The 16,682-nt window shown below is 70.7% G+C and carries 16 protein-coding genes and 1 pseudogene; 9 read left to right on the forward strand and 8 right to left on the reverse strand.

Features of this window, described 5'->3' with window-relative positions; all coding sequences use genetic code 11:
* From ACZ7CF_RS20825 to ACZ7CF_RS20840, 4 genes are all read right to left on the reverse strand, one after another.
* Positions 1–555 carry an EF-hand domain-containing protein gene (locus tag ACZ7CF_RS20825; RefSeq protein WP_360393655.1) on the reverse strand — a complete coding sequence of 185 codons (555 nt, stop codon included), beginning with the start codon at positions 553–555 and terminating at the stop codon, positions 1–3.
* Positions 556–662: 107 nt separating this feature from the next.
* Positions 663–857 carry a PspC domain-containing protein gene (locus tag ACZ7CF_RS20830; RefSeq protein WP_360393658.1) on the reverse strand — a complete coding sequence of 65 codons (195 nt, stop codon included), beginning with the start codon at positions 855–857 and terminating at the stop codon, positions 663–665.
* 35 nt (positions 858–892) lie between these two features.
* Positions 893–1,504 (reverse strand): TetR/AcrR family transcriptional regulator, encoded by a 612-nt coding sequence (locus tag ACZ7CF_RS20835; RefSeq protein WP_360393661.1) that lies wholly within the window; start codon positions 1,502–1,504, stop codon positions 893–895.
* Positions 1,505–1,533: 29 nt separating this feature from the next.
* Positions 1,534–2,919 carry a class I adenylate-forming enzyme family protein gene (locus tag ACZ7CF_RS20840; RefSeq protein ID WP_470370302.1) on the reverse strand — a complete coding sequence of 462 codons (1,386 nt, stop codon included), beginning with the start codon at positions 2,917–2,919 and terminating at the stop codon, positions 1,534–1,536.
* 52 nt (positions 2,920–2,971) lie between these two features.
* Here ACZ7CF_RS20840 and lnt point away from each other — a divergent pair, with 52 nt between their 5' ends.
* The 5 genes from lnt to ACZ7CF_RS20865 all read left to right on the forward strand — a co-directional run bounded on the left by lnt (position 2,972) and on the right by ACZ7CF_RS20865 (position 6,952).
* The gene (gene lnt, locus ACZ7CF_RS20845; RefSeq protein WP_360393667.1) at positions 2,972–4,513 is read left to right on the forward strand and encodes an apolipoprotein N-acyltransferase; all 1,542 of its coding nucleotides are present in this window, start codon (positions 2,972–2,974) and stop codon (positions 4,511–4,513) included.
* Complete coding sequence (locus ACZ7CF_RS20850; protein WP_360393670.1) at positions 4,497–5,264, forward strand: polyprenol monophosphomannose synthase; 768 nt, start codon at positions 4,497–4,499, stop codon at positions 5,262–5,264. The genes lnt and ACZ7CF_RS20850 overlap by 17 nt, the downstream gene beginning before the upstream one ends.
* 113 nt (positions 5,265–5,377) lie before the next feature.
* Positions 5,378–6,172 carry a MerR family transcriptional regulator gene (locus ACZ7CF_RS20855; protein ID WP_470370303.1) on the forward strand — a complete coding sequence of 265 codons (795 nt, stop codon included), beginning with the start codon at positions 5,378–5,380 and terminating at the stop codon, positions 6,170–6,172.
* Positions 6,173–6,182: 10 nt separating this feature from the next.
* On the forward strand, positions 6,183–6,476 hold the full coding sequence (locus tag ACZ7CF_RS20860) for a hypothetical protein (RefSeq protein ID WP_360393676.1): 294 nt from the start codon (positions 6,183–6,185) through the stop codon (positions 6,474–6,476).
* Entirely contained in the window at positions 6,476–6,952 is a 477-nt protein-coding gene (locus ACZ7CF_RS20865; RefSeq protein ID WP_458431637.1) for a TspO/MBR family protein, read from the forward strand. Before ACZ7CF_RS20860 ends, ACZ7CF_RS20865 begins: the two co-directional genes overlap by 1 nt.
* On the opposite strand, the gene ACZ7CF_RS20870 is transcribed toward ACZ7CF_RS20865, so the two are convergent.
* Entirely contained in the window at positions 6,949–7,398 is a 450-nt protein-coding gene (locus tag ACZ7CF_RS20870) for a DUF4383 domain-containing protein (RefSeq protein WP_458431638.1), read from the reverse strand. The genes ACZ7CF_RS20865 and ACZ7CF_RS20870 overlap by 4 nt on opposite strands.
* Before the next feature lie 326 nt (positions 7,399–7,724).
* On the opposite strand from ACZ7CF_RS20870, the gene ACZ7CF_RS20875 reads away from it, so the two are divergent.
* The gene (locus ACZ7CF_RS20875) at positions 7,725–13,190 is read left to right on the forward strand and encodes an ATP-binding protein (RefSeq protein WP_470370304.1); all 5,466 of its coding nucleotides are present in this window, start codon (positions 7,725–7,727) and stop codon (positions 13,188–13,190) included.
* Between the two features lie 24 nt (positions 13,191–13,214).
* A complete protein-coding gene (locus ACZ7CF_RS20880) occupies positions 13,215–13,964 on the forward strand; it encodes a DUF2625 family protein (RefSeq protein ID WP_470370305.1) in 750 nt (249 codons plus the stop codon).
* Between the two features lie 103 nt (positions 13,965–14,067).
* Here ACZ7CF_RS20880 and ACZ7CF_RS20885 read toward each other — a convergent pair.
* Both ACZ7CF_RS20885 and ACZ7CF_RS20890 read right to left on the reverse strand, forming a co-directional pair.
* Positions 14,068–14,235, reverse strand: a pseudogene (locus ACZ7CF_RS20885) (5'-nucleotidase); the annotation flags it as partial.
* A 67-nt stretch (positions 14,236–14,302) separates the two neighbouring features.
* Positions 14,303–14,596, reverse strand: coding sequence for a YiaA/YiaB family inner membrane protein (locus tag ACZ7CF_RS20890; protein ID WP_360393691.1), 294 nt, complete (start codon positions 14,594–14,596; stop codon positions 14,303–14,305).
* A gap of 104 nt (positions 14,597–14,700) precedes the next feature.
* Here ACZ7CF_RS20890 and ACZ7CF_RS20895 point away from each other — a divergent pair, with 104 nt between their 5' ends.
* Together ACZ7CF_RS20895 and ACZ7CF_RS20900 are read left to right on the forward strand one after the other, a co-directional pair.
* Positions 14,701–15,015, forward strand: a complete 315-nt coding sequence (locus ACZ7CF_RS20895) for a DMT family transporter (RefSeq protein ID WP_470370306.1) — start codon at positions 14,701–14,703, stop codon at positions 15,013–15,015.
* A gap of 42 nt (positions 15,016–15,057) precedes the next feature.
* Positions 15,058–15,417: a DMT family transporter gene (locus ACZ7CF_RS20900; RefSeq protein ID WP_360393748.1), complete on the forward strand. Its 360-nt coding sequence runs from the start codon at positions 15,058–15,060 to the stop codon at positions 15,415–15,417.
* Here the strand turns inward: ACZ7CF_RS20900 and ACZ7CF_RS20905 are convergent.
* Positions 15,310–16,647: a glycosyl hydrolase family 18 protein gene (locus ACZ7CF_RS20905; RefSeq protein WP_470370307.1), complete on the reverse strand. Its 1,338-nt coding sequence runs from the start codon at positions 16,645–16,647 to the stop codon at positions 15,310–15,312. The genes ACZ7CF_RS20900 and ACZ7CF_RS20905 overlap by 108 nt on opposite strands.
* Positions 16,648–16,682 lie beyond the last annotated feature (35 nt).

The raw sequence follows: 16,682 nt of genomic DNA on the forward strand, positions 1-16,682 counted from the left end.
TCAGTCCAACGACCCCAGCAGCCAGTTGCCGGCCGCCGCGGGGTCCTCGGAGAAGTAGAACTCCCGGATGGCCGCCAGCAGCGCGTGCGTGCACAGCAGGCCGTCGTCGTCGGAGAGCAGGTCGTGGATCATCCGGGCATCGGCCTCGGAGAGGTTCATCAACGCGCCGGTCCACTTCACGTGCTCGTCGACGGTCAGCTTGCCGTCGCCGTCCCCGTCGGCGATCGCCATCACCGCGTCCAGGAACGGCACGTACCCCTCGTCGAACGACTCCGGTGTCTCCAGCAGGCCGTCCGCGAACGCCTTCTTGTACTCGTCCACGCTGATCCGGCCGTCGCGGTCGGTGTCAGCGGCCAGCGAGAGCTGCTGCCACAACCCGGTCAGCGTCGCGCGGAATCGCACCGCCCTCGGCTCATCGTCACCCAGACCGAACGCCCTCGTGGTGCGCAGTCCCGCGGTGGTGAAGTCATCGCACCCGATGAACCCGTCGCCGTCGGCGTCGTAGGTGCGGAACCGACGGGCCAGCTTGCGGTCCAGGAAGGCGGTGATCTCCATGGGCATCCTTCTACCGCATTTCGAACACGCCCTCCACCACCTGCTCTTTCACGCACGGCGCGACCCACGCGCCGTGCTGCTGCGCGTGGGTCTGACGAGGGCGTCGATCAATAGCCGCGGCTGGGCATGATCACCCACAGCACGAGGTAGACGACGAACTGAGGTCCGGGCAGGAGGCACGACAGCACGAACAGAAGGCGCACCGTGCTCGCCTTCATGCCCCACCGCTGGGCGAGCCCCGCGCACACACCTGCGATCATCCGGTTGGTCCTGGGCCTGCTCAAAGCAACTGTCGTGGTCATAGCTCCACAATGCTCCCGCCGGTCCGTTCGTTGCATCAGGGACAGCCCTGGGATACCCCTGACAACTGGTCGACGAACCTCAGGCACGTGGCGCGCATGGTGTCGACGGTCATGGACCTGGACCCGGCGAGCACCTGCAGCGCCAGCCCGTCAAGCATGCTGACCAGCATGTTCGCCAGCTCCACCGGGTCGTCACCGGTCCGGATCTCCCCGGTGTCCTGGCCGTCGCGGAAGATGCTCGCGACGATCTCGCGCCACTCGCCGTAGAAGCGCTCGTTGAGCTCCTGCAGCTCGGGGCTGCGGATCGCCTCGACCCACAGCTCGGCCCAGATCTTCCACGCCTCGACCGTCTCCGCGCCCTGCGGCAGGTAGGACTCGACGACCATGCGCAGCCGCGACAACGGCGGCTCGTCGGACTCGAGGATCCAGCGGCGGCGCTTGAGCGACTGCTCGAAGCAGTGCTCGAACGCGGCGTCGGTGAGCTCGCGCTTGGTCTCGAAGTAGTAGTGGACCGTGCCGCCGGACACGCCGGCGTCTCTGGCCACGTCGGACACCCGGAGGTGGCGGAAGCCCTCGGCGGCGATCACCTTGCAGGTGGACGCGAGGATCTGCGCCTTGCGTTCGGCTTCCACGCTTGGACGGGGCATCCGTCACCTCCATGATTTGCTTCGAGACCTTACCGAAGCAACGCGCGCAGCCGGCGCTTGTCGACCTTTCCCACCTGCGTCAGCGGCAGACGGGGTACGACCGTGACGCCACGTGGTGCATAGAGATCGCCCAGTTCGGCGACAACGGCCTGCTCCACCTCGTGGAGGTCGAGCTCGTGGCCGTCCTCCAGCACGACGAACAGGTGCACCGCCTCGCCCCACCTCTCGTCCGGTGCCGCCACCGCCGCGGCCTGCCGGACGCCGGGCAGCGTCACGAGGAAGTCGTCGAGCAGCCGCGAGTAGACGTTGTCGGAGGTGCGGCCGGTGACGATCACGTCCTTGCTGCGGTCGTCGAGGTAGAGGTAGCCGTCCTCGTCGAAGTGGCCCACGTCGCCGGTGTTCAGCCAGCCGTCGCTGGTCTCGCTCAGCGGCGGCTCGCCCCAGTAGCCGCGCATGACGTGCGGGCCGCGCACCCACACGTCGCCGTCGCGCACCTCGACCTCCATGTCCGGGTTGGGCTTGCCGACGGTGCGCAGCGTGTGCGGCTTCGCGAGGTCGACGGCCGTCGCGGGCATGAACGCGATCGCCATGGCCTCGGTCATGCCGTAGCCCTGGTACACCACCGGCCCCCAGCGCTCGACCGCCTGCCGGAGGCGTTCCGGTGCGAGCGGGGAACCGCCGAGGCCGATGCTGAGGAACTGCGGTCCCGGGCAGTCCGGGTGGTCCAGCACCTCGTACATCATGGGCGGCACGAAGAACGTCGCGTTGACCTGCTCGTCGCGGGCGAGCCGCACGAACGCGTCCGCGTCGAACACCGAGGGGCCGAGCACGAGCTTCGAGCCGGTGACCAGCGCCCCGACCGAGGCGCCGGCACCGCTGCCGTGCGTGATGAGCGTGCTGCACAGCATGGTGAGCGACGGCGTGTGGCCCAGCGCCTCCCAGCGGCTCGTCGAGCGCGGGCCGTGGACGGCGAGCTTGGGCAGACCGGTGGTGCCGCCGGTGTAGCTGACCGTGGTGAAGTCCGGCGCCGGGGTTCGCTCGACCGGGTCGCCGGGCAGCTCCGCGAGGTCCCAGCCGGTGAGGCGGGTGCTGAAGCCGGGGTCCACGACGACCGCCGCGACCTCCGCCTTCTCGATCAACGCCGCCAGCTCGCGCTGACCCGGCTCCGGTGGCACGTACACGAGCCGGGCGCCCAGCAGGTGCACGGCCACGGTGAGCAGCAGCGCCTCCGGGGTGTTGCCGATGAACACCGCCACGCCGTCACCCCGGCCGATCCCGCGCCGGGCCAGCCCGTCGGCCAGCCGGAACACCAGGTCACGGGCCTGGCCGCGGGTCAGGCGGGTGTCGCCGCCGATCACCGCCTCCCGTTCCTGCCCGGTCGCGAGGCGGTTGAGGACGAGGTCGACGTAGGTCATGGACCCTGTCTACTCCGGCTCCTCGTAGGCTGAACGGGTGGTAGCACCCCCGATGGCGCCCGATTCGCCAGAATCGCCGGAAAAGCCCGCCCGTCGCAAGCGGTTCAGCGGGTCCGTGCTGCTGCGCGTGCTCCTCGCCGTCGCCGGTGGCGTGCTGGTCTACCTGAGCTTCCCGCCGCGGCCGCTGTGGTTCCTGGCGCCGGTCGGGTTCGCCGTGCTCGCGTACGTGCTCTACGGCCGTCGTGCGCGCGCTGGGTTCGGATACGGCCTGTTGTTCGGTCTCGGGTTCATGGTGCCGTTGCTGCGGTGGACCGGGGAGTTCGTCGGGCTGGTCGCGTGGCTGCCGCTGGCGTTCGCGTGCGCGCTGATGATCTCGATCGGCACGACCGCGATGGCGTTCACCTCCCGGCTGCCCGCCTGGCCGCTGTGGGCGGCGTTCCTGTGGGCGGCGGACGAGGCGCTGCGCGAGGTGTTCCCGTTCGGCGGCTTCACCTGGGGCAAGATCGCGTTCGGGCAGCCGGAGGGCTGGTTCCTGCCGCTGGCCGCGCTCGGGGGCGCGCCGCTGGTGTCGTTCGCGGTCGTGCTGACCGGGTTCGGGCTGTTCTGGCTGACCAGGAACTGGAAACTCGGCCTGCCGCTGCTCGTGGTGCCGCTGGTGGCCGGGTTCGGCGTGCCGGTCGGGGTGGACGCCTCCGCGGGCACCGTCACGGTCGCCGCGGTCCAGGGCAACGTGCCGCGTGCGGGGCTGGACTTCAACGCGCAGCGCCGGGCCGTGCTCGACAACCACGTCAAGAAGACGGTCGAGCTGGCCGACGACGTGGCCGCCGGCCGGGTGAAGCAGCCCGACGTCGTCATCTGGCCGGAGAACTCCTCCGACATCGACCCGTTCCGCAACGCCGACGCCAAGGCGGCGATCGACAGCGCGGCGAAGGCGATCAAGGCGCCGATCGCGGTCGGGGCCGTCGTGGTCGACCGGGGCGACGGGCTGCCGCGCAACCAGGTGGTGCTGTGGGACCCGGAGAAGGGCGCCACGGACACCTACACCAAGCGCAAGCTGCAGCCGTTCGGCGAGACGATGCCGATGCGGTCGTTCTTCCGGCTGTTCTCGTCCGATGTGGACCGGGCGGGCGTCTTCCAGCCGGGCACCGACCCCGAGGGCTTCCGGATGGGGCCCGCGCGGGTCGCACTTGACACATGTTACGAAGTGGCGTTCGACTCAGTTGTCCGCGACTCCGTGACGGCGGGCGCGACGATCATCGCGATCCCGACGAACAACGCCACGTTCGGTCGCACGGAGATGACCTACCAGCAGCTTTCCATGTCACGGGTGCGTGCCGTGGAGCACGGCCGGGCCGTGGTGGTGGCCGCTACCTCGGGGGTCAGCGCGATCGTGCGGCCTGACGGCTCGGTCACGCAGAAGACCGGCCTTTTCGTGCCCGGCGCACTGGTGGCGGAACTGCCCCTGCGGTCACAGACTACGCTGGCGACCTGGCTTGGAGCCTGGCCCGCGTGGGTGTTGACCGCTGCGGGCCTTGTCGCGTTGGCGCTGGGCTTCACACGACGACGGAAGGACTCGAATGGCGCAGCAGCCTGACCAGGAACTCGGGCAGGTGCTGGTGGTGATCCCGACCTACAACGAGCGGGACAACATCGGAAAGATCGTCAAGAGGCTGCACGCGGCACTGCCCGACGTGCACGTCCTGGTGGTCGACGACGGCAGCCCCGATGGCACCGGCCAGCTCGCCGACGAGATGGCGGCCGCTGACCAGCGCGTCCACGTCATGCACCGCACGGAGAAGGCCGGCCTCGGCGCCGCCTACGTCGCGGGTTTCCAGTGGGCGCTCGACCGCGAGTACGGCGTCGTGTGCGAGATGGACGCCGACGGCTCGCACGCCCCCGAACAGCTGCACCGGCTGCTGGACGCGCTGCCGCAGGCCGACCTGGTGATCGGCTCGCGCTGGGTGCCCGGTGGCGAGGTCGTCAACTGGCCCGTGCAGCGCGAGGTGCTCTCCCGCGGCGGTTCGCTCTACTCGCGCATCGCGCTGGGGGCGAACATCCGCGACATGACCGGCGGGTTCCGCGCCTTCCGCGCGGACACGCTGCGCAAGCTGAACCTGGCCTCGGTCGCCTCGGCCGGCTACTGCTTCCAGATCGACCTGCTCTGGCGCACGATCGAGCTCGGCTTCCGCGTGCGCGAGGTGCCGATCACGTTCCGCGAGCGCGAGTACGGCGAGTCGAAGATGAGCGGCAACATCGTCCGCGAAGCGCTCATCAGGGTGACCAAGTGGGGGCTGCGGCGGCGCGGCAACCAGCTCAAGGAGCTGTTCGGCGGCAAGAAGAAGTGAGGCGGGCCCGTCCGGAGTGGACGGGACCCCGACGGCCCCCGGCGTCGCGCCGGGGGCCGTTTTCGTGTCCGGGGCGATACGATTCAGAACCGATGCGACGGGACGTGGGGTGAGTGGTGGAGTGGAGTGCGGGCGCGGTGGCCCGGATGCTCGGCGTCTCGCCGACGACCCTGCGCACCTGGGACCGCCGGTACGGGCTCGGTCCGAGCACACGGGCGGAGGGCAAGCACCGCCGGTACAGCGAGAACGACGTGGCACGGCTGCGGCGGATGGTCGAGCTGACCACGTCCGGTGTCGCGCCGGCCTCTGCCGCGGCGACCGTGGTGCCGGCGACGTCGGACGACCTGGACTTCGAGGGTGCCGCGACCAGGCTCGACGCCGTGGAGATGCGCCGCGTCGCGGTCGACCTCATCGCCCGGCACGGCGTGGTGCACGCGTGGGACGTGGTGCTGGCGCCGTTCCTGGTGGAGCTGGGGGAGCGGGTCACGGCTTCGGCGTCGGGGGTCGAGGTCGAGCACTTCGCGAGCGCGAGCATCGGTGACGTGCTGCGGGCGTCCGCGGTCGCCGGTGCGCCGTCGGCCCTGCTGGCGTGCGCGCCGGACGAGCAGCACAGCCTGCCGCTGGACGTGCTGGCGGCGGCGCTCGCGGAGCACGGGCACGCGGCGCGCAACCTGGGGGCGCGGGTGCCGGGGGACGCGTTGACGAGCGCGGTGGAGGTGCTGAAGCCGCGGGTCGTCTTCGTGTGGGCACACGATCGGGTGTATGCCGAGCAGGTGCCCCTGGCCGAGCTCTCGGCGGTGCCGGTGCTGGTCGGCGGGCCGGGGTGGGCCTCGATGACGCTTCCGCCGGGCGTTCAGCGGGTCGACACGCTGGCCGCCGCGGTTGAAACGATTTTGAATCGAATCTAGTCTGGTCGGCGTGAGCCTCGCCGATCGCATGATCCGTCTGCTGTGGGCGGCGGGTGACGAGGCCGTCGCCGAACGGGTCGTGCGCGCCCACTGGCGCGCGTTGCCCTCCGACGACGAAGCCGGGCGGGCCCTGCGGTCGCGCCTGGTTGAGGCGCTGCTGCGGGAGGTACCCGGCAAGGGCGCCGAGATCCGGCGCGCGGTGCTGGCCGACGAGGTGTCGCTGCTCGGCGCCGCGGAACGGGCGGCCCCGAGCCGCGCGACCGTGCTCGCCATCGTCCGCGCCCTGCCTGTGGGGAGTTGTTGATGACCGCTCTGCCCGTGCGCCACCACCCCGTGCGCGTGCTGCTCGTGTTCGTCGCCGCGGTCGTGGTGACCGCCGTCGTCGGCTCGCTGTTCTCCGTGTCGGCGGGAGCGGACTACCAGGCCCTGCAACGGCCGTCGTGGGCGCCGCCGCCGTGGCTCTTCGGTCCGGTGTGGACGGTGCTCTACGGGCTGATCGCGCTGTCGGGCTGGCTGGCGTGGCGCGCCGGTGCCGGTCGCGGCGAGCTGACCCTGTTCGGCGTGCAGCTGGTGCTGAACGCACTGTGGACGCCGTTGTTCTTCGCGCTCGGCTGGTACGCGGTGGCGGTGGTGGAGATCGCGCTGCTGTGGCTGTCGATCGCCGCTCTCGTCGTCGTGTTCTGGTCGCGCAGCAGGGCCGCCGCGCTGCTGCTGGTGCCCTACCTGGCGTGGGTCAGCTTCGCGGCGGCCCTGAACATCGCCATCGCCGTCGCGAACTAGCTGGTGGGTGTGTGGCCCGCGGAGGTGTGGTCGCCGCGGGCCCGTTCCCCGATGGTGAGACCGATGGCCAGCAGGACCATCGCGGCACCGAGGCCGAGGTGCAGCCAGTTGTCGGCGGTGTTGACGGGCAGGACGTTCGCGCGGGTCTGCTCGCCGACCGCGGAGCCGTAGACCCACAGCAGGACGTAGATCCCGCCGCCGACCACCAGGAACAACCGGGCGGCACCCGCCGTCCTCGCCATCAGCAGGCCGATGATCCCGAACGCCAGGTGCACCAGGTTGTGCAGCACGGACACGGCGAACAGCCCGAACAGGAGCGCGCCCGAGTGGTGGCCGGCGAAGGTCAGCTGGTCGTAGTGGCTGGTGATGCCGGGGATGAACCCGAGGACGCCGACGAGCAGGAACGCCCCGCCGACGACCCTGGCTGCCGTTTGCACGGGTTTCATGTGCCTGACTACCCCGCCACCGCCGGAACGAACTCGTGCGGCACCTCCGTCCCCACAGGTGCGGAGCGCCGGGTGGCTCCTGGGCGATCACTCCACCGCGGACTGTGACCGTCATCACGCCGCCGCTGGCGGGCGCGGTCGTGAATTGAGACACGGGGCTCAAGTGAAGCTGTGCTGAGGACCTGGTGCCTTGTTGGTTTCATACAAAGCACGCTGCTCAACTCGCTTCGCTCCAGCGGTTTTGTTACCGGGTAGTAGACGAGAGTGTGTACATCGATTGGGCGGCGACTGCCGCTGAGGTTGTCTGTCCGCGAGGAGAGAAGTCGTTGTTCAGTCGTGTAGCGATCGTCAACCGCGGGGAAGCCGCTATGCGGCTGATCCACGCCGTCCGTGAGCTCGCCGCCGAGTCAGGGGAACGGATCGAGACCGTTGCCCTGTACACCGATGTCGACAAGTCGGCGCCCTTCGTGAGGGAAGCCGACCTCGCCCACAACCTCGGCCTGGCGGCCGATCGTCCGTACCTCGACCTCGGGGTGCTGGAGAAGGCGCTCGTCGAGACCGGGGCCGATGCCGCGTGGGTCGGCTGGGGCTTCGTCGCCGAGATCCCCGAGTTCGCCGAGCTGTGCGAGAAGGTCGGGGTCACCTTCGTCGGTCCGTCGGCCGATGCCATGCGCAAGCTGGGCGACAAGATCGGCTCCAAGCTGATCGCCGAGGAGGTCGGGGTCCCGGTCGCACCGTGGTCGCGCGGTGCCGTCGAGAACCTCGAACACGCCCTGAAGGTGGCCGAGGAGGTCACCTACCCGCTGATGCTGAAGGCGACCGCGGGTGGTGGTGGCCGCGGCATCCGCAAGATCACCTCGCCGGAGGAGCTGGAGGAGAACTTCGACCGCACCAGCATGGAGGCCGAACGTGCGTTCGGCTCCGGCGTGATGTTCCTGGAGCGCCTGGTCACCGGCGCCCGGCACGTCGAGGTGCAGGTCATCGCCGACGGCCAGGGCACGGCGTGGGCGCTGGGCGTCCGCGACTGCTCGGTGCAGCGGCGCAACCAGAAGATCATCGAGGAGTCGGCCTCCTGCGTGCTCGCGCCGGAGCAGGTCGACGAGCTCAAGGCCTCGGCCGAGCGGCTCGCGAACGCCGTCGGCTACCGCGGCGCGTGCACCGTCGAGTTCCTCTACCACCCCGGTGAGAAGCTCTTCGCGTTCCTGGAGGTCAACACCCGCCTGCAGGTCGAGCACCCGATCACCGAGATCACCACGGGCTTCGACCTGGTCAAGGCCCAGCTGCACGTGGCGGGCGGCGGCAGGCTCGAAGGCGCCAAGCCCGCCGAGCTCGGCCACGCCGTCGAGGCCCGCCTCAACGCCGAGGACCCCGACCGCGACTTCGCGCCGTGCCCCGGCCGGATCGTCCGCCTCGAACTGCCCGCCGGCCCCGGCATCCGCGTGGACACCGGTGTCGCCGAGGGCTCGCAGATCCCCGCCGACTTCGACTCGATGATCGCGAAGATCATCGCGTACGGCCGCGACCGCGACGAGGCGCTCGGCAAGCTGCGCCGCGCCATGGCCGAGACCACGGTCATCATCGAGGGCGGCACGACCAACAAGAGCTTCGTGCTCGACCTGCTCGACGAGCCCGCCGTGGTCGACGGCTCCGCCGACACGTCGTGGATCGACCGGGTCCGCTCCGAGGGCGGCCTGATCTCGCACCGCCACTCCGCCATCGCGCTGGCCGCCGCGGCCATCGAGGTGTACGAGGACGAGGAGCAGATCAACCGCACCGAGCTGCTCGCCTCCGCGCACGGCGGCCAGCCGCGCACCAACCACGAGGGCGCGCGCAAGCTGGAGTTCGTGCTGCGCGGTCAGCCCTACGTCGTGACCGTGGCCCGCGCCGGCGCCACCAGGTACCGCGTCGGCGTGTCCGCGGCCGACTCCGACGTCGTGCTGTCCGCCGACGTCGACGTCGAGCGCTTCGACCACCACGTCGGCCAGATCACCGTCAACGGCACCCGGTTCCGCGTCGTCACCGGCACGTCCGGTGTGGTGCACCAGGTCGAGGTCGACGGCGTCACCCACCGCGTCACCCGCGACGAGGGCGGTGTGCTGCGCTCGCCGATGCCCGCGCTGGTCGTCGCCACGCCGCTGGAGGTCGGTGCCGAGGTCGAGGCCGGCGCTCCGGTGCTGGTCCTCGAGGCGATGAAGATGGAGACGGTGCTGCGCGCGCCGTTCCGCGCCCGGCTCAAGGAGCTGAACGTCGTCGTCGGCACCCAGGTGCCCGCCGGTGGCGCGCTGCTCAAGCTGGAGGAGGTCGAGGACGACGCGGGCGCCGTGCAGGTGCAGAAGCCGGAGTCCGCGGTCGAGCTGGAGATGCCCGCGCCGCAGACCGGCGTCCCGGCCGAGCAGCTCGCCGCACGGGGCCTCGACGACCTGCGCAGCCTGCTGCTGGGCTTCGACACCACCGCCGCGGACACCGAGCGGGTGCTGGCGGGCTACATGAGCGCGCGGGAGGACCTGGCGGAGCGGCCACTGGTCGCGGAGGCGCAGCTGCTCAGCATCTTCGCCGACCTGTGCGACCTGTCGCGCAACCGCCCGGCCGGCGAGGAGACCAAGCCGGAGAACCACATCCACTCGCCGCGCGAGCACTTCCACACCTACCTCAAGACGCTCGACGCCGACCGCGCCGCGCTGCCGGCGACGTTCCGCGAGCGGTTGCAGCACGTGCTGAGCCACTACGGCATCACCGAGCTCGACCGCACGCCGGAGCTGGAACAGGCGGTGTTCCGCATCTTCGTCGCGCTGCGCCGGGGTGTGTTCGACGCCGCCGTCGCGACGACCCTGCTGCGCCGCTGGGTGGAGGAGGCGCCGCCGGTCGAGTCGGAGCGGGTGCGGGTCGGCCTGGTTCTGGAGCACATCGTCGCCGCGACCCAGGTCCGCTACCCGCAGGTGGCCGACCTCGCCCGCAGCGTCGTGTTCACCTGGTTCGCGCAGCCGCTGGTGCGCCGCAACCGCGCCCGCGTGCACACCGAGGTCCGCAGGCACCTGATCCACCTCGACGCGCAGCCGCAGGCCGCCGACCGCGAGGACCGGATCGCCGCGATGGTCGCGTCGGCCGAACCGCTGGTGCGCCTGCTCGGCCAGCGCATCGGCAAGCCCGGCGCGGACAACACCCCGCTGCTGGAGGTGCTGGCCCGCCGCTACTACACCAAGAAGGCGCTGGAGAACCCGCGCGTGGACGGCGCGTTCTTCCTCGCCGAGAACGAGCCGGAGCAGACCCGCCTGGTCAGCACCGCCGTCGAGTTCTCGTCGCTGGTGGACGCGATCGGCGACATCGTCAAGCACGCCGACGGCAACCCGGTCGTGGCCGACCTCTACGTCAACTGGCCCGACGGTCCGTCCGAACAGGACGAGCTGGCCGCCGGTCTGGGTGCCGCGGTGGCCGCGCACCAGCTGCCGCCGACGATCACCCGCATCACCACCACCGTGGCCGGCCGCCGCGGTGAGTCGATGCACCACCACTTCACGTTCCGCCCGTCCTCGAACGGGTTCGCGGAGGAGAGGCTGGTGCGCGGGCTGCACCCGCGCATCGCCGAACGCATGCAGCTGGAACGCCTGCGCGAGTTCGACCTCACCCGCCTGCCGTCGGTGGACGAGGACGTCTACCTGTTCCGCGCGGTGGCGAAGACGAACAAGTCCGACGAGCGCCTCGTCGCGCTGGGCCAGGTCCGCGACCTGACGCCGCTGCGCGACGACGAGGGCCGGATCGTGGCGCTGCCCGCGGCCGAGGACGTGCTGGCGACGTGCCTGGACGGCATCCGCCGGGCCCGTGCGCAGGCCGGTGGCCGCACCCGCCTCGCGACCAACCGCGTGGTGCTCTACGCGTGGCCGCCGACCGACCTGCACTCGGCGGACCTGGACGCGATCGCGTCCCGCGTGCTGCCCACGACCACGGGCCTGGACCTGGAGGAGGTCCTGTTCCTGGCGCGGCGCAAGGACAGCGAGACCGGTGAGCTCACCGACATCGGCGTCCGCATCGCCACCGACGCGGGCTCGGGCGTGCGGTTCTCGTTCGTGCAGCCGCCGACCGACGCGATCCAGCCGCTCGACGACTACCGCCAGAACGTCCTGCGCGCCCAGTCGCGCGGCACGATCTACCCGTACGAGCTGTGCGACATGCTCGCGGGCGAGGGCGGTTCGTTCGTGGAGCACGACCTCGTCGACGGCGCCCTGGTGCCGGTCGACCGCCCGCGCGGCGGCAACAGGGCGGGCATCGTCGTCGGCGTGGTGACCACCCCGACCCCGGCCTACCCCGAGGGCATGAAGCGCGTGGTGCTGCTGGGCGACCCGACCAAGTCGCTGGGCGCGCTCGCCGAACCCGAGTGCTCGCGGGTGATCCACGCCCTGGACCTGGCGTCGTCGCTGTCGGTGCCGCTGGAGTGGTTCTCGCTCTCGTCGGGCGCGAAGATCTCGATGTCGTCCGGTGTCGAGAACATGGACTGGGTCGCGGCGGCGCTCAAGCGCATCGTCGAGTTCACCCAGGACGGCGGCGAGATCAACATCGTCGTCAACGGCATCAACGTCGGCGCCCAGCCGTACTGGAACGCCGAAGCCACGATGCTCATGCACACCAAGGGCATCCTGGTCATGACGCCGGACTCGGCGATGGTGCTGACCGGCAAGCAGGCGCTGGACTTCTCCGGCGGCGTGTCGGCGGAGGACAACTACGGCATCGGCGGCTACGACCGCGTCATGGGCCCGAACGGCCAGGCGCAGTACTGGGCCCCGAACCTGCGGGCGGCGTTCGCCGTGCTGCTGGCGCACTACGAGCACACCTACGTGGTGCCGGGCGAGCCGGGCCCGCGCCGGGTGTCCACTTCGGACCCGGTGGCGCGCGACGTCTCGTCGTACCCGCACGTGGCGGGCGACAGCCCGTTCACGACGGTCGGGGAGATCTTCTCGGCCGAGGCGAACCCGGACCGCAAGAAGCCGTTCGACATCCGCACGGTGATGCGCGCGTTGTCGGACCAGGACCACGTCGTCCTGGAGCGCTGGGCGGGCATGGCCGACGCGGACACCGCCGTGGTGCAGGACGTGCACCTGGGCGGCATCCCGGTGACGCTGCTGGGCATCGAGTCCCGCGGCGTGGCCCGCGCCGGTTTCCCGCCCACCGACGGCCCGGACACCTACACCGCGGGCACGCTGTTCCCGAAGTCGTCGAAGAAGGCGGCCCGCGCGATCAACGCGGCCTCGGGCAACCGCCCGCTGGTGGTGCTGGCGAACCTGTCCGGCTTCGACGGCTCACCCGAGTCGATGCGCCTGCTGCAGCTGGAGTACGGCGCCGAGATCGGCCGCGCGATCGTGAACTTCCGCGGCCCGATCGTGTTCTGCGTGATCTCCCGCTACCACGGCGGCGCGTTCGTGGTCTTCTCGAAGGCCCTGAACCCGTCCATGACCGTGCTCGCCGTCGAGGGCTCGTACGCCTCGGTCATCGGTGGCGCACCGGCGGCCGCGGTCGTGTTCGCCCGTGACGTCGACGGCCGCACGGCCAACGACCCGCGGGTGAAGAAGCTGGAGACGGCGGTCGCGGAGGCCTCCGGTGCCGAACGCGCGGCCCTGGCCGCCGAGCTGGCGTCGACGCGGCAGTCGGTGCGAACCGAGAAGCTGAACGAGACGGCGGCGGAGTTCGACCGGGTGCACAGCGTGCAGCGGGCGGTGGAGGTCGGGTCCGTGGACGCGATCATCTCGGCTGCCGAGCTGCGGCCGGCGATCATCAAGGCCGTGGAGGCCGGTCTGGCCCGCTAGTGCTTGGATGGAGGAGCCCCGGCGATGTCGCCGGGGCTCTTCTGCGTTCTGGGGGTGGTCGTGCGGGACATCGCGAAGCTGACCGAGGTGGACGACCCCGGCTGGCCGGTGGTGGCGGAGGCGGTTCCCGCGTCGTGTGCGGTGCTGCCACCGGAACCGGGTGCCTGCCGGGCTGTGTTGCTGCAGCTGCAGGTGACCGTGCGGTCGTTGCTGGGCGCGGTGGTGCTGAACACCGGCGGTATGGTGCTGCACCACGGGTGGTTGCGCGTGTACGGCGGCTCGGGCGGTGCGTTGCCGAGCCTCGGAGAGGTCAACGGGTTTCCCGAGACCGTGGACCCGTCGTGGGCGCCCGCTGGCGGGCTGGTGCTCGCCCACGACGTGCTGGGTGGCGTGTTCGCGTTGAACGGCGCGGACTGCGAGCGGTCCGGCCGGCCGGGGGAGCCGGGGCAGGTCGTGTACTTCGCGCCGGACACGCTGGAGTGGGAGACCTTCGACGGCGGGCACGGCGCGTGGCTGATGTGGATGCTCGACGGTGGGGTGGAGCGGTACTACGAGGGCATGTTCTGGCCGGGGTGGGAGGCGGACGTGGCGGCGCTCGGGCCGCGCGAAGGCATCACCGCGTACCCGCCGCTGTGGTCCAGGGAGGGCGCGACCGACGTCGCCGGGGCCACGCGGTCGCCTGTGCCGATGAGCGAGCTGCTCTCGTTCGCCGCGGACGCGTGCGGGCAGCTCGGCATCGCCGATCCGGGGCCGCTCGGCGAGGTGGCGGAGTAACCCGCGGTTGACGGAGACCGGCCACTTCGCAGCTGAGCTCTTTCCTCCCGGTTCGGTTCGCGCGTTCCGGATGCCGAACGAACGTGCACGCACGGGACCGAGCTCACCAGGTGCTGACCGGGGCGTTCCTCGCCGTCACGATCGCGACGCGAAGTCTGACCCGGTACTCGGGCTCCTTCGCGCGTCGTTCTTCCTCCAGCAGCCGGATCCGGTTGATGTTGACCATGAAGTTGTGCAGGGGGCCTGGGTGGTGCGGACTGACCGCCCTGGTGACCTCATCTCGGCTGCCGAGCTGTGGCCGGGCTCTTCTCGTTCGGTGGCACCGGCACTGCGCGCGGTCAGGCCGCGTCCAGCTTGAACGGGTCGTGCTCCGCCAGCAGCTTGTCCAGCCGCGCCCGGTCCACGCGGCTCGCGATGTAGGTGTCCTCCTGCCGGTCCCGGATCACCTTGGCCAGCGTGAACGCCGACGTGACCGTGTAGAGCATCGCGATGCCCAGGAACGCCCGCACCCAGCCGTCGACCGGCAGGAACACGACCCCGATGCCGACGGCGGTGAGCGACAGGCCGAAGGACAGGACCGCCTGCACGTAGAAGGCGCCGGAGGTGGGGGTGCTGGCGGGCTTGGTGGTCATGCCGTCCAGCGTCCTGGGTCACACCGGGCCTGTCATGAGTACGGCTACTCATCCGAGCGGGACGGGGGCGAACCAGCGGAAGTTTTTCTGGTACGGTCGTACTAATGTACTGGGTGGTGCTGGTCGCGTCAGGAGTGCTGGAGGCCGTGTGGGCCACGGCGCTCGCCGCGTCGCGCGGTTTTCGCCGGCCGTGGCCGGTGGTCGTGTTCGCCGTGGCGATGACGTTGAGCGTTGCCGGGCTGGCGTGGGCGATGCAGGGCATTCCCGTCGGGACCGCCTACGCGGTGTGGGTCGGGGTGGGGGCCGTGCTCACGGTCCTCGTCGCGGTCGCGCGGGGTGAGGAGAGGCTCGGGGTCGCCAAGGCGGTGCTGCTGGCCGCGTTGATCGGCTGCGTCGCCGGGCTGAAGGTGGTGAGCTGAGTGCACTGGGCCGTGTTGCTGGTGAGCGCCGTGCTCGAAGCGGTGTGGGCGACCGCGTTGTCCGAACAGTCCTATGTGGTCTTCGCGGTGGCCACGACGCTCAGCATGGTGGGGCTTTCCGTTGCGATGAAACGGATTCCGGTCGGCACCGCGTACGCGGTGTGGGTCGGGGTCGGTGCCGCGCTGACCGTGACGTGGGCGATGATCACCGGTGCGGAAGCCGTCTCCGCCTGGAAGGTCGTCTTCCTCACCGGGATCATCGCCTGCGTCATCGGGCTCAAGTTCCTGAAGGGCTCAGGCGTTGAGCGTCCACCGCTGGTTGGCGGTGGCGGCGCAGTCCCAGAGCTGGAGCCTGGTGCCGTCCGCCGAGCTGGGGCCGGTGGCGTCGAGACAACGCCCTGAGGCCGCGTTGCGCAGCTGGCCGTTCGACTCAGCGGTCCACTGCTGGTTGCCGGCGCCCGTGCAGTCCCAGAGCTGCGTCACGGCGCCGTTGGCGGTGCCCGACGCGTCGAGGCACTTGCCCAGTGCGCGCAGCGTCTGACCGGTGCGGGTCCACTGCTGGGCGTTGGTGCCGTTGCACGTGTACAGCTGCACCGCCGTGCCGTTGGCCGAGCTCGCGCCCGCCACGTCCACGCACTTGCCGCCGTAACCGGTGATCGTGCCGCCGGTGGGCGGGTTCTGGGTGCCGCCGCTCGCGGCCTCCCAGATCGCGTTGAGCAGGCTGGTGCTGCCGGTGGTGTCCTGGGACAGCTCCCAGTTCATGATGCCGCCGGCGTTCGACAGCGCCCACGTCGTCTTGCGCTTGATCGTGGGGATGCCGTTGTAGTAGTTGCCGTTGTAGCTGTCGCGGTTGGCGTTGGCCGGGTCCTGCGCGACCAGGTCCTTGTAAGCGATGTAGGTCGGCCGGCTGTAGAACGGCACGCCCAGCACTGCCTTGCTCGCGGGCAGGCCGCGGCCCTTCCAGAAGTTGACGCTGTTGATCGACCAGTCGTAGTTCGCGTGCGGGTTGCCGCCGTCGTAGGCCATGATGTTCAGCCAGTCGACGATGCCGAACACCGCGGGCTGCACGCCGCCCGCCGTGCCGCCCTCGGAGACGACGGCCGCGGTCAGCAGCTTGCCCCGGCTGTGCAGCGCGTCGCCGAGCTGGCGCATCAGCAGGGTGTAGTTGTCACCCTCGGCACCGGGGTCCGGGTACTCCCAGTCGATGTCGACGCCGTCGAGGTTGTACTGGTTCACCAGGCCGACGAGCGCGTTGACGAACGTCGTGCGGCCGTTCGCGCTCGCGGCGAGGACCTCGAAGTTGTCGTCGTTGCCGTCGTTCCAGCCACCGACCGCGATCGAGACCTTCACGCCGTTCTGGTGGCCGAGGCTCACCAGCTGCTGCAGCTTGCCGGGGTCGGGAACGCCCTGGAGCGTGCCGTTCGAGTTCGGCAGCACGAACGAGTAGTTGATGTGCGTCAGCTTGCCGTACTGGATGGAGCTGACGCTGCCGGACCACGACGGCAGGTAGCCGACGCTCTTGAACCCGGCCGGGTAAGCGGCTTGCGCGGCAGGCGCCGTGACCGTGATGGTCGCCGCGGCGGCGGCCAGCGCGAGGCAGGCCGAACCGAGGCGGAAGCGGAGTGAACGCATGTGCAGGGTTGCCTCTCACTAACGTCGAGCGCCCA

It is taken from the genome of Lentzea sp. NPDC036955, from assembly GCF_055608005.1.

Excerpts from the sequence above, each read along its gene's own strand:
- ACZ7CF_RS20825 (WP_360393655.1), bottom strand. The coding sequence starts at position 555 with ATGGAGATCACCGCCTTCCTGGACCGCAAGCTGGCCCGTCGGTTCCGC.
- ACZ7CF_RS20830 (WP_360393658.1), bottom strand. The coding sequence starts at position 857 with ATGACCACGACAGTTGCTTTGAGCAGGCCCAGGACCAACCGGATGATC.
- ACZ7CF_RS20835 (WP_360393661.1), bottom strand. The coding sequence starts at position 1,504 with ATGCCCCGTCCAAGCGTGGAAGCCGAACGCAAGGCGCAGATCCTCGCG.
- ACZ7CF_RS20840 (WP_470370302.1), bottom strand. The coding sequence starts at position 2,919 with ATGACCTACGTCGACCTCGTCCTCAACCGCCTCGCGACCGGGCAGGAA.
- lnt (WP_360393667.1), top strand. The coding sequence starts at position 2,972 with ATGGCGCCCGATTCGCCAGAATCGCCGGAAAAGCCCGCCCGTCGCAAG.
- ACZ7CF_RS20850 (WP_360393670.1), top strand. The coding sequence starts at position 4,497 with ATGGCGCAGCAGCCTGACCAGGAACTCGGGCAGGTGCTGGTGGTGATC.
- ACZ7CF_RS20865 (WP_458431637.1), top strand. The coding sequence starts at position 6,476 with ATGACCGCTCTGCCCGTGCGCCACCACCCCGTGCGCGTGCTGCTCGTG.
- ACZ7CF_RS20870 (WP_458431638.1), bottom strand. The coding sequence starts at position 7,398 with ATGAAACCCGTGCAAACGGCAGCCAGGGTCGTCGGCGGGGCGTTCCTG.
- ACZ7CF_RS20880 (WP_470370305.1), top strand. The coding sequence starts at position 13,215 with ATGTCGCCGGGGCTCTTCTGCGTTCTGGGGGTGGTCGTGCGGGACATC.
- ACZ7CF_RS20890 (WP_360393691.1), bottom strand. The coding sequence starts at position 14,596 with ATGACCACCAAGCCCGCCAGCACCCCCACCTCCGGCGCCTTCTACGTG.
- ACZ7CF_RS20895 (WP_470370306.1), top strand. The coding sequence starts at position 14,701 with ATGTACTGGGTGGTGCTGGTCGCGTCAGGAGTGCTGGAGGCCGTGTGG.
- ACZ7CF_RS20905 (WP_470370307.1), bottom strand. The coding sequence starts at position 16,647 with ATGCGTTCACTCCGCTTCCGCCTCGGTTCGGCCTGCCTCGCGCTGGCC.